This window comes from Nannocystis pusilla (assembly GCF_020073745.1).
Classification (GTDB): domain Bacteria; phylum Myxococcota_A; class Polyangia; order Nannocystales; family Nannocystaceae; genus Nannocystis; species Nannocystis radixulma.
The window spans coordinates 1-20,130 of record NZ_JAIRAU010000053.1; the positions used below are offsets into that span (position 1 = coordinate 1).

General features: G+C 73.7%; 15 protein-coding genes and 2 pseudogenes. 6 read left to right on the plus strand and 11 right to left on the minus strand.

Features of this window, described 5'->3' with window-relative positions:
* Positions 1 to 322, plus strand: a 322-nt coding sequence (locus tag K7C98_RS37445; protein WP_224196689.1) for a hypothetical protein, incomplete at its 5' end; no start/stop codon positions are given.
* 212 nt (positions 323 to 534) lie between these two features.
* Positions 535 to 2,787: a hypothetical protein gene (locus K7C98_RS37450; protein WP_224196690.1), complete on the plus strand. Its 2,253-nt coding sequence runs from the start codon at positions 535 to 537 to the stop codon at positions 2,785 to 2,787.
* 224 nt (positions 2,788 to 3,011) lie between these two features.
* Here the strand turns inward: K7C98_RS37450 and K7C98_RS37455 are convergent.
* Positions 3,012 to 3,293: pseudogene (locus K7C98_RS37455) on the minus strand (Hsp20/alpha crystallin family protein); the annotation flags it as partial.
* A 144-nt stretch (positions 3,294 to 3,437) separates the two neighbouring features.
* Here K7C98_RS37455 and K7C98_RS45245 point away from each other — a divergent pair.
* Positions 3,438 to 3,545 carry an Hsp20/alpha crystallin family protein gene (locus K7C98_RS45245; protein WP_346660334.1) on the plus strand — a complete coding sequence of 36 codons (108 nt, stop codon included), beginning with the start codon at positions 3,438 to 3,440 and terminating at the stop codon, positions 3,543 to 3,545.
* Between the two features lie 378 nt (positions 3,546 to 3,923).
* Here K7C98_RS45245 and K7C98_RS45250 read toward each other — a convergent pair.
* Positions 3,924 to 4,220 (minus strand): annotated as a pseudogene (locus tag K7C98_RS45250) (energy transducer TonB); the annotation flags it as partial.
* A gap of 274 nt (positions 4,221 to 4,494) precedes the next feature.
* Here K7C98_RS45250 and K7C98_RS37470 point away from each other — a divergent pair.
* Together K7C98_RS37470 and K7C98_RS37475 are read left to right on the plus strand one after the other, a co-directional pair.
* Positions 4,495 to 6,252 (plus strand): WD40 repeat domain-containing protein, encoded by a 1,758-nt coding sequence (locus K7C98_RS37470; protein WP_224196691.1) that lies wholly within the window; start codon positions 4,495 to 4,497, stop codon positions 6,250 to 6,252.
* A gap of 278 nt (positions 6,253 to 6,530) precedes the next feature.
* Entirely contained in the window at positions 6,531 to 8,270 is a 1,740-nt protein-coding gene (locus tag K7C98_RS37475; protein ID WP_224196692.1) for an alpha/beta hydrolase family protein, read from the plus strand.
* Positions 8,271 to 8,318: 48 nt separating this feature from the next.
* Here K7C98_RS37475 and mtnA read toward each other — a convergent pair whose 3' ends face one another.
* From mtnA to K7C98_RS37495, 4 genes are read right to left on the minus strand one after another with little or no spacing between them, the layout of a single operon-like run.
* Positions 8,319 to 9,374, minus strand: a complete 1,056-nt coding sequence (gene mtnA / locus K7C98_RS37480; RefSeq protein ID WP_224196693.1) for an S-methyl-5-thioribose-1-phosphate isomerase — start codon at positions 9,372 to 9,374, stop codon at positions 8,319 to 8,321.
* Positions 9,371 to 10,831, minus strand: a complete 1,461-nt coding sequence (gatB, locus tag K7C98_RS37485; protein WP_224196694.1) for an Asp-tRNA(Asn)/Glu-tRNA(Gln) amidotransferase subunit GatB — start codon at positions 10,829 to 10,831, stop codon at positions 9,371 to 9,373. The genes mtnA and gatB overlap by 4 nt, the downstream gene beginning before the upstream one ends.
* Positions 10,828 to 12,465, minus strand: a complete 1,638-nt coding sequence (locus tag K7C98_RS37490) for an amidase (protein ID WP_224196695.1) — start codon at positions 12,463 to 12,465, stop codon at positions 10,828 to 10,830. Before K7C98_RS37490 ends, gatB begins: the two co-directional genes overlap by 4 nt.
* Entirely contained in the window at positions 12,462 to 12,770 is a 309-nt protein-coding gene (locus K7C98_RS37495) for a hypothetical protein (protein WP_224196696.1), read from the minus strand. Before K7C98_RS37495 ends, K7C98_RS37490 begins: the two co-directional genes overlap by 4 nt.
* Before the next feature lie 90 nt (positions 12,771 to 12,860).
* On the opposite strand from K7C98_RS37495, the gene K7C98_RS37500 reads away from it, so the two are divergent.
* Complete coding sequence (locus K7C98_RS37500) at positions 12,861 to 13,823, plus strand: hypothetical protein (RefSeq protein ID WP_224196697.1); 963 nt, start codon at positions 12,861 to 12,863, stop codon at positions 13,821 to 13,823.
* Positions 13,824 to 14,362: 539 nt separating this feature from the next.
* Here K7C98_RS37500 and K7C98_RS37505 read toward each other — a convergent pair.
* The 5 genes from K7C98_RS37505 to K7C98_RS37525 form a co-directional block, all read right to left on the minus strand.
* Positions 14,363 to 14,878, minus strand: coding sequence for a hypothetical protein (locus tag K7C98_RS37505; RefSeq protein ID WP_224196698.1), 516 nt, complete (start codon positions 14,876 to 14,878; stop codon positions 14,363 to 14,365).
* Positions 14,879 to 15,318: 440 nt separating this feature from the next.
* Positions 15,319 to 16,839 (minus strand): UDP-N-acetylmuramoyl-L-alanyl-D-glutamate--2,6-diaminopimelate ligase, encoded by a 1,521-nt coding sequence (locus tag K7C98_RS37510; RefSeq protein WP_224196699.1) that lies wholly within the window; start codon positions 16,837 to 16,839, stop codon positions 15,319 to 15,321.
* Between the two features lie 325 nt (positions 16,840 to 17,164).
* Positions 17,165 to 18,118, minus strand: a complete 954-nt coding sequence (locus K7C98_RS37515) for a hypothetical protein (protein WP_224196700.1) — start codon at positions 18,116 to 18,118, stop codon at positions 17,165 to 17,167.
* A gap of 67 nt (positions 18,119 to 18,185) precedes the next feature.
* Complete coding sequence (locus K7C98_RS37520) at positions 18,186 to 18,524, minus strand: hypothetical protein (RefSeq protein WP_224196701.1); 339 nt, start codon at positions 18,522 to 18,524, stop codon at positions 18,186 to 18,188.
* A 112-nt stretch (positions 18,525 to 18,636) separates the two neighbouring features.
* Complete coding sequence (locus tag K7C98_RS37525) at positions 18,637 to 19,470, minus strand: fatty acid desaturase (RefSeq protein WP_224196702.1); 834 nt, start codon at positions 19,468 to 19,470, stop codon at positions 18,637 to 18,639.
* Between the last annotated feature and the right edge of the window lie 660 nt (positions 19,471 to 20,130).

A 20,130-nucleotide genomic window follows, 5' to 3' on the forward strand; every position in this document is an offset into this window, starting at 1 on the left:
GGCATCGTCGCCGGCGCCCGCCGAGAGCGAGGGCGCCGGGTTCGCCGCCCCGCCGCCCGCCGACGAGCAGCCGCGCGGCGCCTCCTCGACCGAGGTCCCGCCCGAGCTGGCCGAGCGGATCAAGGCGAAGTTCGGCGAGAACTGCCGCTACGAGCGCGCCTGCGGCGACCTCGTCGGCGTCGACTGCAACGCCGCCGTCGACGGCCCCTATCACTACGTGCGCCGCGACTCGCTCGAGGTCGTCAGCCGCTGCGGCGGCGCCTGCATGGGCGGCGCCTGCACCGACTGCCCGCCCGAGGCATGGACCTGCCCGACCTACTGAGCCGGCCCGGACCCCTTTCGGACCTGCCCGTTCGGACCTGCCCCTTCGGACCTGTCTTTGGCATCCTGTCCGTAGTGACCTGTCCTCCCGACCCTGCTTGTTGACACCTGTCCTTTCGCACCGGAGCTATCGACCATGTTCGTCCTGCCCCTCGCCGAGCGCGTGATCCGGCGGCGCCTCGTCTCAGCCTGATCGGCGGGCACCCCTACCTCGTGCGCCTGGCCATGCACCGGGCCAACCTCGCCGGCGGACTGTCGGCGCGCGAGCTGCTGGCCGAGCCGTCGAACCTGTTCGACGACTTGGCGAGCACGCGGGTGATCCTCGCGCTCGACCGCGTCGACGCGGTGTGGGGCCTGCCCTTCAAGGACGACTGGTTCGGCATGCTGCGCGCCTGGGCCGAGGACCCGCGGCTCGAGCGGCTGCGCCTGGTGCTGGGCATCAGCACCACGCCGCGGCGGCGCGCCGACGACAACGCCGACGCCTTCCCCGGTTCGGCCGAAAAAGAGTCGATGACCGCGTGCATGGAGGACGCCGACGGCGACGGCTGGGGCGACAGCGACCCGCCCGAGGGCGTCGAGCCGGGCACCGACTGCGCCGACGACAACGCCAACGCGTACCCCGGCGCTGCAGAGCATGAGTCGATGACGGCCTGTATGGAGGACGCCGACGAGGACGGCTGGGGCGACGACATGCCGCCCGAGGGCGTCGAGCCCGGCACCGACTGCAACGACGACAACAGCACGATCTTCCCCGGCGCGGCCAAGGACCTGCCGCCCGACCAGTGCACGCAGGACTCCGACGGCGACGGCCACGGCGACAGCATGCCCGACGATCCGGACGTCCCGCCGGGCGACGACTGCGCCGACGACGACGTGAACACCTTCCCCGGCGCCGCGCCCAACGACAGCGCCGAGGCGTGCATGACCGACGCCGACGGCGACGACTGGGGCGACGACACGCCCTCGGTGCCCGAGGCGCTGCCCGGCACCGACTGCGCCGACGACAACCCGAACGCGTTCCCCGGCGCGGCCGAGAACGAGTCCGAGGCCGCGTGCATGGAGGACGAGGACGGCGACGGCTGGGGCGACGACATGCCGCCCGAGGGCGTCACGCCCGGCACCGACTGCGACGACACCGACGCGGCCACCGGCCCCGGCGTGGCCGAGAACGAGGTCGACCCGAACGTGTGCCAGACCGACGCCGACGGCGACGGCTGGGCCGACCCGGACCCCGACGACGACGGCGCGGTGCCCGGCACCGACTGCGACGACAACGACGCCAACACCTTCCCCGGCGCCGCGCCCAACGACGACCCGACGGCGTGCATGACCGACGCCGACGGCGACGACTGGGGCGACATGATGCCCGAGCCCGGCGTCACGCCCGGCACCGACTGCACCGACCGCGACCCGGACGTCCACGAGAACTGCGCGCGCTGCAACCCGAACGAGGTCAAGTGCGTCGACAAGGACCTCCACACCTGCAACGACCAGGGCAACGCCGAGGACGTCGTCACCTGCGAGCACGGCTGCGACGACGACGGCCTCAAGTGCTGGGATCCGCTCTCGGTCGAGGCCGGCATGAGCATCTGCATCGACCCCAACATGCCGGCCCAGCTCAACGCGATCGCCATGGGCGGCGACGGCAACTACAACTACAGCTGGGACCCGCCCGAGACCCTCGACAACGCCGCGATCGCCAACCCGGTGGCGACGCCCCTCGGTCCGACGACCTACACCATCGACGTCAGCGACGGCGAGGGCAACACGGCCTCGGACAGCGTCACGGTCTACCTCAAGAACCAGACGCTGCAGCTCGACCCCGACATCTGCGAGACCTACGACTTCCCGGGCGCCGGCGAGAACGCCGACCCGGCGACCCAGTGGGTGTGGAACGACCAGACCCAGACGCTGTGCCAGACGATCAACGGCAAGAGCGCGGCGCTGTTCTGCGGCTGGGACCTCGACAACGCCACCATCACCGGCGAGTTCCAGGTCACCGACGACACCAACGACGACGACTGGATCGGCTTCATGTGGGGCATCCAGGACACCGACCACTACTACCTGTTCTCGTGGAAGCGGATCGGCCAGAACTTCGCCAACTGCGGCGGCCAGCTGCCCGCCGGCATGCAGGTCAAGGTCATCGACGTCGCCGACCCGAACGCCGCCCCCCAGACCTGCGCCGACCGGCTCCAGCCGGCCGACACCGCCAACTCGAAGCTGCTCGTCCCCGTCGGCGAGTTCACCACGATGGGCTGGACCGAGGCCACCGAGTACACCTTCGAGCTGACCCACAAGGCCGACGGCGAGATGACGATCATCGTCCGCCTCAAGGCCAACAACAACGTCGTGGCCATGAAGACCTTCATGGACACGACCTACGCCAACGGCAAGTTCGGCATGTACACCAAGTCGCAGGTCAACGCCTGCTTCTCGAACTTCGTCGCCAGCTGCGTGCCCTGAGCGCCGCGCGGATCGACGACGAACGAGGCCGCCGCGCCCCCGGCGCGGCGGCCTCGCCGCTTTGATTCACCGTCTGGATGTCCCACAGGACATGTCCTCTGCGACATGCTTCCAGAGCGAACCGAGGCGCGCGGGCCAGAGCCCGCGCGCCTCGCAGTGATGCGCCTCGTTACGTAGCACCTCCTTTCGCTCGCGGACGCGCTCTCGGAGGGAAGGGGCGCGGCTCAGGCCGACTTGACCGCGATCTGGCGCGGGCGGACGCGGCTGGCCTTGGGCAGGGTGAGCTCGAGCACCCCGGCCTGCAGCTTGGCGTCGATCTTCGAGGCGTCGACGGTCTCGGGGATCGAGAACCGGCGGACGTAGTCGGCGGCCGAGAATTCGGCGCCGAGGACCTCGCCCTGGCCGACATCGTTGCGAGTCGCGTGGATGGTCAGCTCGCCGTCTTCGAAGCGGATCTGCACGTCGTCGGTCTTCACCCCCGGCAGGTCGGCGAGCACCAGGTACTGGCGCGGCCGCCTTGCGCTCGCCGCTGATCGTCAGGCTGTCCTGCGTCGCGGACAGCTGCAGCTCGCTGTCGGCCAGGCCCGGCACCTCGGCGCCGCGAGCGCGGCGACCTCCGCTTCTCGCGCAGCTTCGCCCTGCCGGCCCGGATCGACGTCGACAAGGTCACGGCCGAGCTCAAGAACGGGCTCCTGATCGTGACGATGCCGAAGCACCCCGAGTCGCAGCCGAAGCAGATCACGGTCAAGGCGGCCTGAGCGCGCGCGACCCACGAGATCACCCGAGAGGAGAACTTTCAGCCATGTCCCAAGAGACCACTCAAGTGACCCAGTCGAAGCCGACCGCGCCGACGGCCGAGAGCACCCGCGGCCGCCCCGTCGTGGCCCCGCCGGTCGACATCTACGAGAACCAGGAGCCGGCGCCGGCACCACGAGCACACTCGCGCCCGACACCGGCACGCGCTGACCCGCCTCGAGCAGCACGCCGCGCAGCCGGACCGGACCTGTCTCTTGGGTCTGGGGAGCGGGTTCGCTCGCGTCGGAGTCGGGCTCGCCCGCGTCGACGTCCGGCGGCGGCTGCGGCTGTTCCGGCGGCAACGGCGGCGGCGCGGCGATGTCGATGCCGACCTTGAGAACGACCTCGATCGGGCGGCCCTTGTAGAGCCCGGGCGTATAGCGAAGTTGAGCGACGGCCGACTTGGCGAGCGCGTCGAGCTCGGGGTGCACGCTCTGCACGACCTCGAGCTCCTTGGGGACGCCGTCGACGCCGACGACCAGCTTGACGACGACCTGGCCCTGCGGCGGCGTCGGCAACCGGCGCAGATCTTCGGGGTACTCGAGCTCGACGCTGTTCTGCAGCGCCGGCTGGACCAGATCGGCCGGGTCCTGCGCGCGCGCGGAACCGCCGAGCAGCGCGGTCGCGAGGGTCAGCACCGCGCCCAGTCCCCGCAGGCCGGCGGGGCCGATCCGATGGCAGGCGAGGCGGCGGGGTCGCGGGCGCAAGCGGCGAGAGCATGCTCCAAGCGCGGCGCCCCTGGCTAGTGCCGCCGAAGCCGGGGCGCGGACCCGGACCTGCGCCGGCCGGGAAGCCAGGACCGCTCCTCCTGCGTAATGTCTCGTCTCCGGGCTTGTCTCGGCGGCCTACCGGACAATCATTCCTGGGGGCGTCCCGAAAGGCGTTTCGGCGCGGCAAGGCCGCTGTCCCCCGGTGGTACACTCGAAACAACTCCACGCGGCCTCGCCGCTCGGCGACCGCCTCGTCACCGTCGGCGAGGCCGGCGACGCGCGCGTGTGGAGCACCGCCGGCGCGGCGATCGCGACCCTCGAGCACGGAGAACCTGTCCTCGGGGCCAGCTACTCGGCGAGCGGCACCCGGATCCTCACCTGGAGCCCGTCGCGCGCGTCGCTGTGGAACCAGGCGGGCAAGCTGCTGGCGACCATGAGCGACCCGCGCGAGCTGCTCAAGCAGGCCGGCTTCTCGCCCGACGAGCGCCGCATCGCCACCGTGACCGCCGGCACCGACGCCGGCACCGCGGTCAAGCTGTGGGACGTGGTCAAGGCCGAGGCGGCCGGCGCCGGCAAGGCCGAGGTCGCGGCCACTCTCGGCGGTCACACGGGACAGGTCCTTTCGGTCAGGTTCTCGCTCGACGGCTCGCGCCTGCTCACCACCAGCGAGGACAACACCGCGCGGCTGTGGAACAGCGCCAGCGGCCAGCCGATCGCCACCCTCGAGGGTCACACCGCCCCGGTGCTGGCCGCCGAGTTCTCGCCCGACGGCGCCCGGATCCTCACCGTCGGCGGCGACAACACCGCGCGGATCTGGGACGGCTCGCTCAACAACGCCGTGCCGACCCTCAAGGGCCACGGCGCCTCGGTGCGGCTGGCCCGCTTCTCGCCCGACGGCAGCCGGATCGTCACCACCAGCGACGACAAGACCGCGCGGCTGTGGGACGTCGTCAGCACCCGCAACATCCGCACGCTCGAGGGCCACGCCGGCCCGGTGGTCGCGGCGGTGTTCGCCGGCGACGGCAGCGGGCGGCTGCTCACCTGGGCCGAGGAGGACTCCAACCTGCGGCTGTGGGACGCCAGCACCGGCGACGAGGTCGCCGTCCTCGGTCACGCGGGACATGTCCTCGGGGCCAGCTTCTCGCGCGACGGCTCGCGCATCATCTCGGCCGGCGCCGACGACACCCTGCGCCAGTGGGACGCCACCACCGGCGCGGTCGTCGGCGAGCCGTGGCAGGGCACGCGCGGCCAGCAGGCGATCGCCGGCTTCGCCCCCGGCGGGCGCTACGTCGTCCTCGCCAGCCGCGACAGCAACACCGCCCAGCTGATCGACGCCGAGTCGCTGCGCTTCATCACCGACCTCGTCGGTCACAGCGCGCCGGTCGAGGGCGCCGTGTTCTCGCCCGACGGCGAGACCGTCGTCACCATCAGCGCCGACCACACCGCCAAGCTGTGGGTCGCCCGCTACGGCAGCGAGATCGCCACCCTCGACCCCGCGGCCGGCGCGATCGCCTCGGCCGCCTTCTCGCGCGACGGCGGCCGCCTCGTCCTCGCCACCGCGCGCGACGCCTGGGTGTGGTCGCTGTCGGGCCCCGACGACCGCCCGCACGTGCTGGCCGCCCTGCTCGGCCACTCCGCCTCGCTGCTGTACGCCACCTTCGACGGCGACGGCCGGCGGATCGTCACCGCCTCGTCCGACAACACGGCCAAGCTGTGGGACGCCCCGACCGACTCGTCGAACTACGACCTGCTGGCGACCCTCCACGGCCACGCCGCCGCGGTCAACCACGCCGAGTTCTCGCCCGACGGCCGCCTGATCGTCACCGCCGGCCGCGACGGCCGGATCAAGCTGTACCCGACCTCGGTGGCGGACCTGCTGCGCAAGGCCTGCGAGGAGCTCGCCCCTCACCGCGACGACTTCGAGCAGGTCGAGGCCGACTGCCGGCTCGCCGGCGGCTGAGTGTGCGCGAGGACATGTCCATTGAGACATGTCCTGTCGGCGCTCCTCCAACATGTCCCTCGGGACAGCCGATCGAGCGCCAGACCGCCGCGCTGGACCCCCTCGCGCGCCGCGCTCGCGGCGACGACGACATCGCCGCCATGCGAGCTCGCCGACCGCCGGGGTCGACGACGACGCGAATCAGGACTCGCCCGCCCCCGCCGACCCGGTTAGCCCGTGGGCGCCGCGCCCGGCGCGGAGGTGGCGTCAGCGCCCGTCTTGGGCTATCCCGAGGGCCCATGCGCCGCCGCCCGCTCGCCCTCGCCGCCCTCGCCCTGACGCTCGCCGGCGGCTGCCTGAAGATCCCGACCGACGAGAGCAAGTCCCCGGAGACAGGTTCCGAAGGACAGGCGGACCTCGTGTCGTGGCCCGGCGCCGCCGTCGACAAGCTCTACAAGGAGGGCGAGGTCCGGGCCTACACGATGATGCAGTCGGGCAAGCCGATCGGCACCTCGTGGGGCCGCTACGAGGGCCCGGTCGCCGGCGAGCCCGGCCACTTCCGCTTCGCCACCCGCATCGAGCTGCGCCCGCCCGGGCGCGACGGCAAGCCGGCCGAGCCGCTGCGCAGCTCCGGCGAGATCGTCGTCGACGCCCGCGGCGACCTCGTCCGCGGCTTCGAGCGCAGCAACGCCGCCGAGCTGCGGTTCGAGCGCAAGGGCGACGCGCTGCACTTCACCTCCGGCCGGGAGCGCGACGAGATCACCTACCGCAACGGCGACGCGTTCATGGCCTTCTCGGCGATCCTCCACGAGGAGCTGATGTTCGGCCTGCGCCGCCTCGTCCCCGGCGAGCTGAGCTGGCGCCTCGTCAGCCTGTCGGGCTCGATGCCGACCGAGTGGACCGCGACGCTGACGGTCCCCGACCCGCAGTCGCCCGGGCAGGCCACCGTCAAGACCAACCTCGGCGAGACGATCCAGCTGCGCGACGGCCGGATCGAGAAGGTCCAGATCGAGGCCGACGACGTCGAGATCCAGGCCCCGGTCCAGCCGCCGCCGTGGCCCGAGTGGCAGATCGAGGGGCCACCTGTCCTTTCGTACAGCCCGCCCCCCGGCGCCAAGTTCACCCGCCGCGAGGTCGAGCTGCCCGGAAGGCCAGGCGAGCCCGCGCTCGCCGGCGAGGTGCTGCTGCCGCCCGGCAAGGGCCCGTTCCCCGGCGCGCTGCTGCTGCCCGGCACCGGCCAGCAGGACCGCTTCGGCTTCGCCGGCCCGCCCCCGGTCGACCTCGGCAGCCACAGCATCTCCGACGCGATCGCCGAGGCCGGCTTCGCGGTCCTGCGCTTCGACGAGCGCGGCTACGGCAGCAGCGCCGAGGGCCCGATCTCCTACCTCGGCCAGCTGGAAGACGCCCGCCGCGCCCTGCGGACCCTGCTCGTCCAGGACGAGGTCGACCCCGACCGCATCGTCCTCGTCGGCCACGGCGAGGGCGGCTGGAAGGCCCTTCAGCTGGCCGCCGAGGACCCGAGCGTGAAGGCCGTGGCCCTGCTCGCCGCGCCCGGCCGCCCCTACGAGCAGATCCTGCGCTCCCAGAGCGAGGCGGCCCTGCAGGCCGTGCCGCCGCAGCTCCGCGACGACGCCCGCAAGTCCCAGGAGAAGACGCTGCAGGCGCTCAAGACCGGCCACGGAGTGCCGCCCGAGCTCGCCGCCCAGGCGCTGTGGATCAAGGAGATCCTGCAAGTCTCGCCCGAGGCGCTGGTCGCCGGCGGCAACGCGCCGCTGTGGATCGCCCAGGGCGACAAGGACTTCGAGGTCGACCCGCGCCGCGACCCCCAGGAGCTGCTGAAGCTGGCCAAGCGGCGCAAGCGCAAGGCCGAGCTGCACCCGTTCCCCGACCTCGACCACTTGTTCAAACCCGAGCCGAACGACTCCAACCCGTCGCGCTACCTCGACGCTGCCCGCACCGTCGACCACGCCTTCCTCGGCCAGCTCACGACCTGGCTCCTGGGTCAGGTCAACGCCCCCGCCAAGCCGCGCGGCAAATAAGATGTCCCGAGGGGCATGTCACGAGCGACATGCCCCGGCGGACATGCCCTAAGAGTCCATCAGGGCCGACAGCGTGGCCGGGCGGAACACCCCCCGCTCGGTGATGAACGCGCTGACCAGCTCGGCCGGGGTGACGTCGAAGGCCGGGTTGCGGGCGCCGACGCCGGCCGGGGTCATGCGGCGGCCGCCGTGGAGGTGGACCTCGTTGTGGTCGCGCTCCTCGATCGGGATCTCCGCCCCGCTGGCGGTCGCGGGGTCGATCGTCGACCACGGCGCCGCCACGTAGAACGGGATCTGGTGGTAGCGGCACAGCACCGCCACCGTGTACGTGCCGATCTTGTTGGCCACGTCGCCGTTGCGGGCGATCCGGTCGGCGCCGACGATCGCGGCCTGGACCTCGCCGCGGGCCATCAGCGCGCCGGCCATGTTGTCGGCGATGATGTCGACCGGGATCCCGTCGTGGCGCAGCTCCCACGCGGTCAGGCGCGCGCCCTGCAGCACCGGACGCGTCTCGTCGGCGAGCACGCGGATCTTCTTGCCGAGCGCGTGGGCGCGGCGGATGACCCCGAGCGCGGTGCCCCAGCCGGCCGTCGCCAGCGCGCCGGTGTTGCAGTGGGTCAGCACCGTGCCGACCTCGGGCAAAAGCGGCGCGCCGTGCTCGGACATCGTCAGGCACGCGCGCAGCTCGTCGTCGACGTAGCGCAGCGCCGCCGCGTGCAGGTGCCCGCGCACGCCGGCGACCGCGAGCCCTTGCGGGCACTCGGCCAGCGCGCTGCGCATGTGGGCGATCGCGTGGAACAGGTTGACCGCGGTCGGCCGCGTCCGCGCCAGCCGCTCGAACGCCATCAGGCACGACTCGCGGAACAACCCCGCGTCGTCGGAGAAGCGCCACGACGAGGCCACCAGGCCGAGCGCCGCCGCACAGCCGATCGCCGGGGCCCCGCGCACCGCCAGGCGCTCGATCGCCTCGGCCACCGCCTCGACGTCCTCGAGGTCGAGCCAGTCCTCGCGCTCGGGCAACGACCGCTGGTCGAGGAGGTGCAGCACCCGCCCGTCGGGGCTCAACTTGACCGGGCGGAGCATCGCGCTGGATTCGCTGCTCATGTCGCTTCGTCTCCTGGGGGCGGGGACTGTAACGCCACCACGAGGAGTTTGTGGACGCGCTGCGGATCGGCCCGACCTCGCAGCGCCTGCATGACCCGACCAATAAGAAACCCCCATAACGCTGCCTTTCCCGCGCGATACTGCGCGACCTGCCGCGGGTGACCGCGCAACACGCCGACGATCGCGGCCGTCAACGCCGCGTCGTCATCCTCGAGAAGCAGCCCCTCGCGGGCGGCGATCCCCCCCGGGACGCCGCCCTCCTCCACCAGGAGAGCGAGGATCTGCTTCGCCGCCGGAGCGCTGACCTCGGCGGCCTCGACCATACGCACCAGCTCCGCCAGCGCAGCGGGCGCCACCTTCGCCGTCGCCAGCGCCGCCGCCGGCACGCGCGCGAGCACCTCGACGGTGATCCAGCTGCACAGCCGCCGCGCCAGCGCCGGCCCGCGCGGGCCGAGGCTCGTCAGGGCCGCGTCGAACCAGTCGCCGAGCGCGGGCTCCTCGACCAGCAGGGCCGCCTCGGCGGGGGTCAGCCCGAGCACGCAGTAGCGCATACGTGTCCGTTCAGGCATGTCCGGAAGGTCAGCCCGGAGCGCCGCCGCGGCCGCCGCGTCGACGCGCAGCGGCGGCAGGTCCGGCTCGGGCAGCCAGCGGTATTCGAGCTCTGTCTCCTTCACGCGCATCACCTGCACCGCGGCGCGGACCGGGTCGTAGCGCAACGTCACCGGTGCGACCGGCACTCCTGCGGCAATCAGCGCCTCCTGGCGTTCGACCTCGGCCGTCACGGCCCGCTCGATGAAGTTGAACGAGTTCAAGTTCTTGATCTCGCAGCGCACGCCCGGCGCCGGGTCGCCGCGCCGCTGCAGCGAGACATTTACGTCGCAGCGCAGCGAACCATCCTCCATGGTGGCGTCGGACACACCGAGGCGGACCAGCACCGAGCGCAGCGCCCGCAGCACCCGCGCAGCCTCCGCAGCGCTGCGGATCACAGGCGCCGTCACGATCTCGACCAGCGGCGCGCCGGCCCGGTTGTAATCGAGCAACGCCCCGGCGTGCACCTTGCCGGCGTCCTCCTCGAGGTGCAGCCGCTGCAGCGCGACCGCCCGCGTCGCCCACGGCCCGGCCTCCGGGTCCGGCACCTCCAGCGCGCCGCCCGTGGCCAGCGGGCGGGTGTGCTGGGTGATTTGATAGCCCTTCGGCAGGTCGGGGTAGAAGTAGTGCTTGCGGTCCCACCCGCTTTCGTCGGCGACGTCACAGCCGAGCGCCAGCGCCAGCTTCACCGCCAGCGCCACGGCCGCCGCGTTGACACTCGGCAGCGTGCCCGGCATGCCCCAGGTGTACGGGTCGGTGGCGCAGTTGGCCTCTGCGCCAGGTCGCAAGGGACATGGCGAAAAGAGCTTGCTCGCCGTCTTCAGGCGGCAGTGCACCTCGAGCCCGATGACCGGCCGGAGCTCGCTCATGCGCCCCCCGGCCCGGCCAGGAGCCGCGCCCGCCACGGCGTCGCGGCCTCGAACGCCGCCGCGATCGCCAGGAGCCGCCCCTCGTCGAGCCGACGCCCGACGAGGTGCAGCCCGACCGGCAGCGCCGGCGCGCCCGCGGTCAGCCCCGCCGGCAGCGACAGCGCCGGCAGCCCCGCCAGGCTGGCCGCGGCGGTGAAGCGGTCGACGTCGAGGTCGGCCAGCGCGCGGGCGGCTCGGTCGCTGTCCCCGAGGACATGTCCGCGCACGCGCACGCCGGCCTCGGCGCAGGTCGGGCTGACGAGCGCGTCGCAGCTCCGCAGCGCCGCCGCGAGCCCCGCCGTCGTCGCGGCCCGCGCGGCCCGGGCCCGCGCCAGCAGCTGCGGCTGGCGCATCAACCACGCCCCGAGCACCAGCCGCCGCTTGACCTCGAGCCCGAAGCCGGCGCCGCGGGTCGCCGCCGCGGTCGCCTCGTAGCTGTCCTTCGGGACACACAGCCCGAGGCGCACGCCGTCGTAGCGGGCCAGGTTGCTGACCGCCTCGACCGCCGACAGCGCCGCGTAGGCCGCCAGCGCCTCCTCGGCCGGCGGCAGCGCGACCGCGACCAGCCGCGCCCCCGCGCCCGCGAGGGTCGTCAGCGCCGCCGCGAACACCTCGGCGACCGCCGGCTCGAGCTCCCCGAGCCCCGCCGCGTCGATCCCGAGGGTCACGCCCGCGAGCCCGTCGGCCCGCCCGCACGCCGCCATCGCCGCGTAGTCGGGCACCGCTTCACCGAGCGAGCTGCTGTCCTCCTCGTCATGTCCCGCGAGACAGGCCAGCACGCGCGCCGCGTCGTCGACGGTCCGCGCCAGCGGCCCGACGGCGTCGAGGCTCGAGGCGAACGCGACCAGCCCCGCGCGCGACACCCGGCCCCAGGTCGGGCGCACGCCGACGAGCCCGCAGCGGGCCGCGGGTACGCGGATCGATCCGCCGGTGTCGCTGCCGACGGCCACCGCCGCCGCGCGCCCGGCCACCGCCGCCGCCCCCCCGCTCGACGAGCCCCCGGGGACGAACTCCGCCGACCACGGGTTGCGCGGACCGAGCTGTCCTGAAGGCCATGCCCCCGCCTGCGTCCGCTCCGGCGTCTCCACGCCAGACATGTCTCTCCGAGCATGCCCTCGGGGACATTCCCCATCGGACATGCCCTCTTGCGCATGTCCCGAAGACCACATGCTGCCGCTGTCGCCGTGTGCGCCCATGCCGAACTCGTCGAGGGCGAGCTTGCCGAGCAGGACGGCCCCGGCCGCGCGCATGCGCCGGACCTGGGCGCCGTCGTACGGCGGGACCCATCCTTCGAGGATCCGCGAGCCCGCGGCGGTCGCCACCCCGGCGGTCACGAGGCTGTCCTTCAGGCCATACGGCACCCCGGCCAGCGGCCCGAGCGGCTCGCCGCGGGCGCGGGCCGCGTCGACCGCGGCGGCCTCGGCGAGCGCCAGGTCCGGGGTCGTCCGCACGTAGGCCCGCAGGTCCGCGGCGGTCGCCTCGATCTGGGCGAGGTAAGCGCGGGCCACCTCGACCGCGGCGATCGTCCCGCCGCGCACCGCGTCGGCGAGCTCACCGGCGGTCAGCGCGACGATTCGCGCGCGGTCCGCGGTCACCGCGGCCCCGCGGTGCGTGACGACCGCGACACATCCTGGGCCGCGAACCGGCCCGCACGCACCAGCCCCTCGGGCGTGGTCGACGGCACCCCGGCGAGCGCGACCGCAAGCGGCAGCGCGGGGCCCGGGACGTCCGCGCGCAAGGGCTGCTGGGGGGCGCCCGGCGCCGCCTCCGCACACCTGCCCGGCAGCTCCCGGAGGCGCGCGAGGACGGGCTCCAGCGCCCCCGAGATCGCGCATGCCTCGTCGGCATCGAGATCGACGAGGACCGCGCGTGCGAGCGCCACAGCCGCTTCAGGGTCCATGGGGGTGCGGCAGCATACCACAGGGGTCGCGACCGACCGGTTGCCCCGCTTCCGTGACTTGGCCGCGAGGCCGCGGTAAATCTGGAACCCGTGACCCCTCGCCTCGTCGCCTGTCGCCGGCCCACCGCTCTGGGCCTCGTGCTCGCCGCCGCGATCGCGGCGTGCAGCGGCGTCGACGACCCGGGCGAGCTCGGCCTGGCGCCGCTGGAGGCCGGCGATTCGCCGCAGGCGCCGTCCCGCCTCGCCCAGATCCGCGTCGTCGTCCAGCCGCCCGGCGAGTTCGCCGGCGACGAGCCGGCGCTCGAGGTCGCGGCGGTGTTCGCCCAGTACCACGGCTACGACGAGGCCGCCGCGCGCACCCGCCTCGACCTGCCGCGGCCGCTGCAGGACCGCCTGCGCCCCGGTCACTGTGCCCCGAGCGACCAGCTCGACGAACCTGTCTCCAAGGACAATGTCTCGAAGGACAGCAGCGCCCGCGAGCTGATCCTGCTCGACGCCGGCAACCTCGGCGTCGGCATCGGCGAGGCCGCGATCGACGTCCCGCTGGCGCTGGTGCCCGACCTGGTGCCGACGATCTCCGGCGTCACGTACACCTACCTCGGCGACGCCCTCCCGGCCGGCGCCTGGCCGCCCGGCGAGCCGGCCCCGTCCGAGCTGACGATCCGCGTCGACGGCGAGGGCGAGGAGCTGCCGGCCTTCACCCTGCGCCCGCGCCTGCCCGAGCCGGCCGCGCTGTCCGGCGCGGTCGACCGCGGTCGCGACGAGCTCCGCCTCGAGTGGCGCCCCGAGGGCGACCGCGAGCCGCTGGTCCTGCGCCTCGTCCGCCTCATCGGCGGCGAGCCCGTCGGCGAGGAGCTGACCTGCGTGGTCGCCGACGACGGCGAATTCGTCGCCGACCTCGACAAGCTGCACGCGCTCGGCCTCGACGCCGGCCCCGGCACCGCCCTGCGCGTCTCGGCCACCCGCACCGGCCGCACCCTGTTCGACGCCGGCGAATTCGTCGGCGCCGAGGCGGTGGTCGAGGTCCGCACCGTGACCGTCCTCGGCACCTGACGCTGGGGCCATGCTCCCGGGGACATGTGCTCCGTGACATGTCACGAGGGACACGTCCCCAAGTCCGCCCTCGCGCCAGCGCCAGCCTCGCCAGGGCATGCGCTCCGGGACATGTCACGAGGGACACTTCATGACGGCCGCCGGCGCCAGCCTCGCGAGGGCATGCGCTCCGGAACATGTCCCGGAGGACACTTCACACCCGCGTCAACGCCCGCTCGTCGGCACCCCGCTCGCGCTGGTCCGTGCCGAGGGACATGTCACGACGGACCTGTCACGATGTCCGCCTTCACCGCCCGCGCGTCGACGCCACGCTCGCCAGTGCATGTGCTCCGGGACATGTCACGAGGGACACATGACGGCGCCCGCCTCCACCGCCCGCTTTCGCGCCGTCCCGGGAGGAGGGCGCGCCTCGGGCGAGCGCGACGGGACGCGCCCGGACACGGCGTATGGTGCCGCGACCGTTCGTCTCGACTCGTCCTCGGGCCGAGCGAACGATCGGGACCGAGCCGCGACGAGTGACGCGGCCAGCGTCGCTACGCCTAGCGCTCGACCTGACAGCCGGGATCGCGCACGGGTCCGTCGACCGCGGGGAACTGGCACAACAGGCGCGCGCCCGGCCGACCGACCTGCAGCTTGACCGCGGTGAACACGATCTCCGCCGGCGCGACTCGCCAGTCTGCGGCGGGACAGACCTCGACGCTGGCGAGCTCGGGCGGGCTCGTGCGCACGAAGAACGCCGCCTCGCGCCCGGCCTTGCGGGTCGCGCCCGCGCCCTTGAGCATCATCGGCAGCGCGAACCGCTGCTCCGCCTCGCCGCGCGGACTGATGCACGTGCCCGTGACCAGCCCGCGCGCCTTGACCAGCACCTGCGCCCCCTGGCCGCGCGCGCCGGCGCCCGCGAAGCTGCCGGCGGTGACGAACGTGAGGCCGTCGCTGAACACCTCGAGGTCGGAGACCCGCGGGCCCGCGCCGCCGCTGTCGCTCGCCACCGCGAACGTCGAGACCAGCGCGCCCACCAGCGCCAGCGTGGCCATCGTCACAATCAATGTACGCATCGGTCGCTCCATTCGTCGCAACTAACTCTGGCCTCGCATCCGGAGCGCGACGAGTCGACGTGATCACAACCACGGACAGCCCCAGCCGCCCACGTGGGCCGGGTCGCAGCGGCCATGAGCGCTTCACCCGGACGGCGGTCGGCGACACGCCGTCGGAGCGCCGCAGTTCGGCGAGCGAGGAGTCGCCTGATCCTTGAGACATGTGAGTCCGCACGCCGCGCCGCCCGCTCTCGCGGACAGGTTCCCCGGACCTTCATGCCGGCCCGCCGGGCCACCTGGCCTCGCGGACAGCCCTCACGCGACGACAAGCACCCGCCCCGCACGACGTGCCTGGCCTCGTTCGTCCTCTCGGATGGCCTCCTCGCCGCCTCGTCTCGCCTGTCCTCTGGACAGCCTCTCACCGCGCCGCACGATCGCGGCGCGCCCGGTCTCACCTGTCCTCACGGACAGCCGCCCCGGCCCGCCCGGTCCCGCGCCAGGCGCAGCGCCGCCGCCGCCTCTTCCCGGTCGTCGAAGTGCAGCTTCTCGACCCCGACGATCTGGTAGTCCTCGTGGCCCTTGCCGGCGATCACGACCACGTCGTCGTCGGCCGCCTCGGCGATGGCGCAGGCGATCGCCGCCCGGCGGTCGACCAGCGGCACCACGCGATCGCGGCGCTCGGGCGGGACGCCGGCCAGCATCTGCTCCACGATCGCCTGCGGATCCTCGGTGCGCGGGTTGTCCGACGTGGCGTAGAAGCGGTCGGCCAGGGTGGCCGCGAACTCGCCCATCGGCGCCCGCTTGCTCGGATCGCGGTCGCCCCCGCAGCCGAGCACCACGAACAGGCGGCCGCTGCAGGCCCGCCGCACCGCCTGCAGCGCCCGCGCCACCGCGTCGGGCGTGTGCGCGTAGTCGACCAGCACCGTCGGCCCGGACGCCTCGGCGACCGTGACCCGCTCGAGCCGCCCCGGGGCGCCGCGGCAGCTCGCCAGCGCCTCGCCGAGGACCTCGGGCCCCAGCCCCAGCCCCAGCCCCAGCCCGATCGCCACCAGCAGGTTGTCGAGGTTGAACGCGCCGACCAGCGGCGAGCGCAGCGCGATCGGCCCGGCCGGCGTGTCGACCTGCGCTTTGAGACCTGTCTGTTCCGACATGACCGAAGAGGCGACGATCTCGGCCCCGCGTTCGCCGCCGCGGGACGCCCGCCACACCCGCGCCCCGGCCGGCGCCGCCGCCAGGAAGCGCGCCGCCGCCGGCTGGTCGTCGATCGCCGCGACCACCACCCCGCCCGGCCGCAGGTGCTCGCCCGGCAACAGGCACTTCGCCGCCAGGTAGTCCGCCATCGTCGGGTGGAAGTCGAGGTGGTCCTGCGAGAAGCTGGTCAGACCGGCCGCGTCGTAGCGCAGCGGTCGGACCCGGCCCTGCGCCAGCGCGTGCGACGACACCTCCATCACCACGTCGGTCGCCCCGCGCTCGCGGGCCCGCGCCAGCAGCTGCTGCAGCTCGAGCGGGAACGGCGTGGTGAACGCGGCCGGCTCCTCGTGGTCGCCGACCCAGTTGCCGGTGGTGCCGATGCGCGCGTGCTTGCGTCCGGCCGCGGCCAGCATCGCCGCGACCAGGAAGGTCACCGTCGTCTTGCCGTTCGTCCCGGTCACGCCCGCCAGGCGCAGGTGCTCGCCCGGCTCGCCGCAGGCGCGCGCGCACAGTCGCGGCAGCGCATCGGCGACGCTCGCCAGCTCGACCCGCGGACCCGCCGTGATGCCTCGCCCGCGCTCGACGATCACCAGCGCCGCGCCCGCCGCCAGCGCCGCGGGCACGAACGTGTGCCCGTCGTGGGCCAGCCCGGGGACCGCCACGAAGGCCGCGCCGGGGACCACTCGCCGCGAGTCGACGACCAGCGCCGCGACGGCCGTCTCGGGTCCGCAGCCGTAGAAGGACGGATCTTCGCCAGCGAGCAGGTCGCCGAGGCGCAGCGTGTCGGTCATCGCGCGCAGGCTAGCCCAGCCGCGCCCGCGCGGGAAGAATCCCGCGCCTCACGCCGCGCCGCGCCCGCCGCGAGCCGCGATCGCGGCTCCTCGCGCTCGCCACTCGACCTCACATGCCCCACGGGACAGCGCTCTGACCGCGCGCCGAGCCTCCGCCGGCCGCGCCCGGCTCCGCTTCACAGGCCGCCGCTCGGGCGGGAAAGCCGTCCTCGCCGACTCGCGCCTCCGCCTGCCATCTCATGGCGTCGGGGACATGCTCTTATAAACATGTCCGATCGCACATATCCTCGAGAACATGCCCCTGCGGACATGTCGCGCGATGCGCTCAGCCGCCGCTGGGCGACTTGATCAGGCGGCCGATCCGCAGGTTGGGGATGAACGCCTCGGTCAGGGCGGAGGGGGCCTTGATCGTGCCGCGGATCGTGTCGTCGAGGCGGCGCGGCGGCTCGGTCGGGGCCGGGGGAGCGGGCGGCGGCGGCAGCACCTCCTCGGCCGGGAGTGCGGCCAGCAGCGGCGGCGGCGGCATGAGCAGCTGCGACGCGGGCATCGGCGGCGGCGGCGGCAGGTCGCCGTCGTCGTCGCCGTAGGCGTCGAAGTCGTCGTGTTCGATCTCGACTTCCAGCTCGCCGGAGATCGCGATCGGCGGCGGGCGGACGGCGGGCGGCTGGGTCGGCGCCTGGGTGAGCTCGGTCAGGCGAGCCAGCAGCTCGGTCCGGGGCACCGGCGGTTCGGTGTGGACGATCGACGAGCCCGCCGGTCGGGGATAGATGCCGGACTGGGCCGCGACGTCGAGCTCGCTGCGCAGGGCTGCGAGGTCGAGGCGCTCGAGCCACGGGCGGTCGACGAGGTAGCGGCCGTCGAGCGGCACCAGCGTCAGCGAGCCGCGGGTGATGCTGTAGAGCAGCTTGCCGCCGGCGTGGTGACGCAGGCGCCGGCCGAGCTCGGCCACGGCCTCGTCGTCGTCGTCGAGCGCGCGGGTGAGGGCCGACAGCACCAGCCCGAGCACCTCGCGGGCGCGGTCGAACTCCGCCTGGAGCGCCGCGGCCTCCTGGGTCTCCGGGGCGGGCGGCGGCTCGTGTGGGGTCGCCCGCAGCCGCTGCGCCAGGTCGCGGGCGACCTGCAGCTTCTTGTTCAGCTGGCGGGCCACCTTGGCCCAGTGGTCGCGCTCGTGCTGGCCGCTCGCGACCTCGCTCTCGAGCTCCGCCACGCGCGCCTCGAGCTGCTGGATCTGCAGGACCTTCGCGTCGTAGCGCTGCCAGATATCACCGGAGTCCGTCATCGGCGGGCCCCAAGCATAGACGGGAAAGTCCGCCGACGCGAACATCGGCCACGAGCACCGGCGCGCCTCAGGCGAGCACGATGCGGGTCAGTGTGAGCCCTCGCCGCGACCTGTGAGCCACTGCGACGGCGAACACATGTCCGCCGGGCTTCCACGTCTCCTCGCGCAGCGGGACCACCTGCGCGATGTACGTGCCTGGCAGCCGCCCGGGCACCACGGTGGCGATCCGCACCGGGACGCCGCCGACGCCGACGACCATCGCGTCGACGCGGATGTCGGCGATGTCGACGTCGGTGATCGGCGTCCCGTTCTCGTCGCTGACCGCCAGCGCGATGCTGGTCGGCTCGCGGTTGCCGGCCGCCGCGAGCGTGTCGGCCGCGACCGCCTCGAGGATGAGCCGCGCCATGCCGCCACCATGTGTGATCTCGGTCGCGGCGCCAGCGAACGCGACGCGCGGCCGCGCGCCTGCGACGTCCGCCCGCCCGCGCGGACCCTGTCCCTTGCGCCAGGGAAGCGGCTCAGGCCCCCTCGGGGGCGCTCCCACCGGCGGGCGCGGCCAGCCGCCGGGCCAGCGCCGGCAGCCGGCGGTCGGGCACCGCCGAGTACAGGTGGTGCACGAAGTGGAAGCGCACCCCCCAGTAGTTCTCGCGGCCGACCAGCGCGTACCACAGCCACCGCAGCGGGCGCGGGAACTCGGGCGGATCGACCTGTCCGTAGAGCCATGGCTGATGGACCAGCCAGGCGAACACGAACCACGCCGCCGCGTTGCCGATCCGCACGACGAGGTTGTAGGCCACGAGCCCGCGCCAGCCGCCGAACCACATCAGCAGCGCCCACACCAGCGCGTGCACGGCCATGGTCGTGGCCAGGCGGGCGTCGAGGCCGCGGCGGCGGATCCACCACGCCGCCGACAGCTCGGGCTGGACGACGCACCACAGCGCAGCGCGCAGCGCGCTCGGGTCCATCATGCGGTGGTCCGGGTCGCCGACGCCGTCGTGCTCGCGGTGGTGCAGCAGGTGCAGCTCCTCGAGCTCGCGGCGGCCGAGGTAGACCGGCGACGGCAACACCAGCAGCACCTGCGCCACCAGCCACGAGGAGCCGCGCTGGTCGGCGTGCAGCGCCTCGTGCCAGCGGTTGAAGTAGCGCACGAACGCCGTCACCCCGAGCAGCGCGAACGCCCAGGTCGGCAGCAACTCGAGCACGAACGCTGCGTAGCAGGCGTAGAACGCCACGGCCCAGCCGACCATGCCCGGCTCGTAGTGCACCCGGCGGTCGGCCGGGTACAGCGCGGTGACCTCCCGCCGCGTCAGGCGGTCGGGGCGCAGGGCGCCGTGAGGACGGACCGAAGCCACAGCTCCTGATAGCGAGAACCGCCCCGCGCCGCAAAGCGGGGTCGGCGAGCGACCCTTCTCCCGCGGCGGACTTGTCGAACGAAGTTCACTCTCGCGACGCGATCGATGCGGGTGTAGGCGCGAGAATTTGCCGCAAGTCGGGCGCCTCCTCGGGGGCTGCGAGGCCACGGTCGTCCCGGCACCTGTCCAGAAGAACATTTTGGTCAGGGCGCCTGGAGACCCCAGGTACGCAGGGACCGCCGGGCTGCTCTGCGGGCCGCGCGAGCCGCTCGGGGGCGCTGCGGCAGCTCGGCGCGGCGTCGTCATCGCTGGACCGTGCGCGCTCGGGAGGGCTCGCCTTCGCTGCGCGGGGGAGACCTCGGGGTGCTTCGCGAATTGCCGGCTGCGCCTCGCGGGGGGTCCGGGGAAGGGTCGGGCGCGAGTTCAGCGTCCCGATGACCCCTCCTGCGTCGGGGTCATCCTGGCCTCGTATTCGCGCCCGACCCTTCCCCGGACCCCTGGCACGGCTGCAGCCGTGAGAGGCCGACCCGCCGTCGTCGGCTCCGATGCAGGATGTCTCAAAAGACAGATCACGAGCGCCTGTTCGACGGCCAGGGCTGGCCGCCGAACAGACGCCTTCTCACGTCATTCACGGCGTGTCCTCTCCCGCGGCGGGGCACG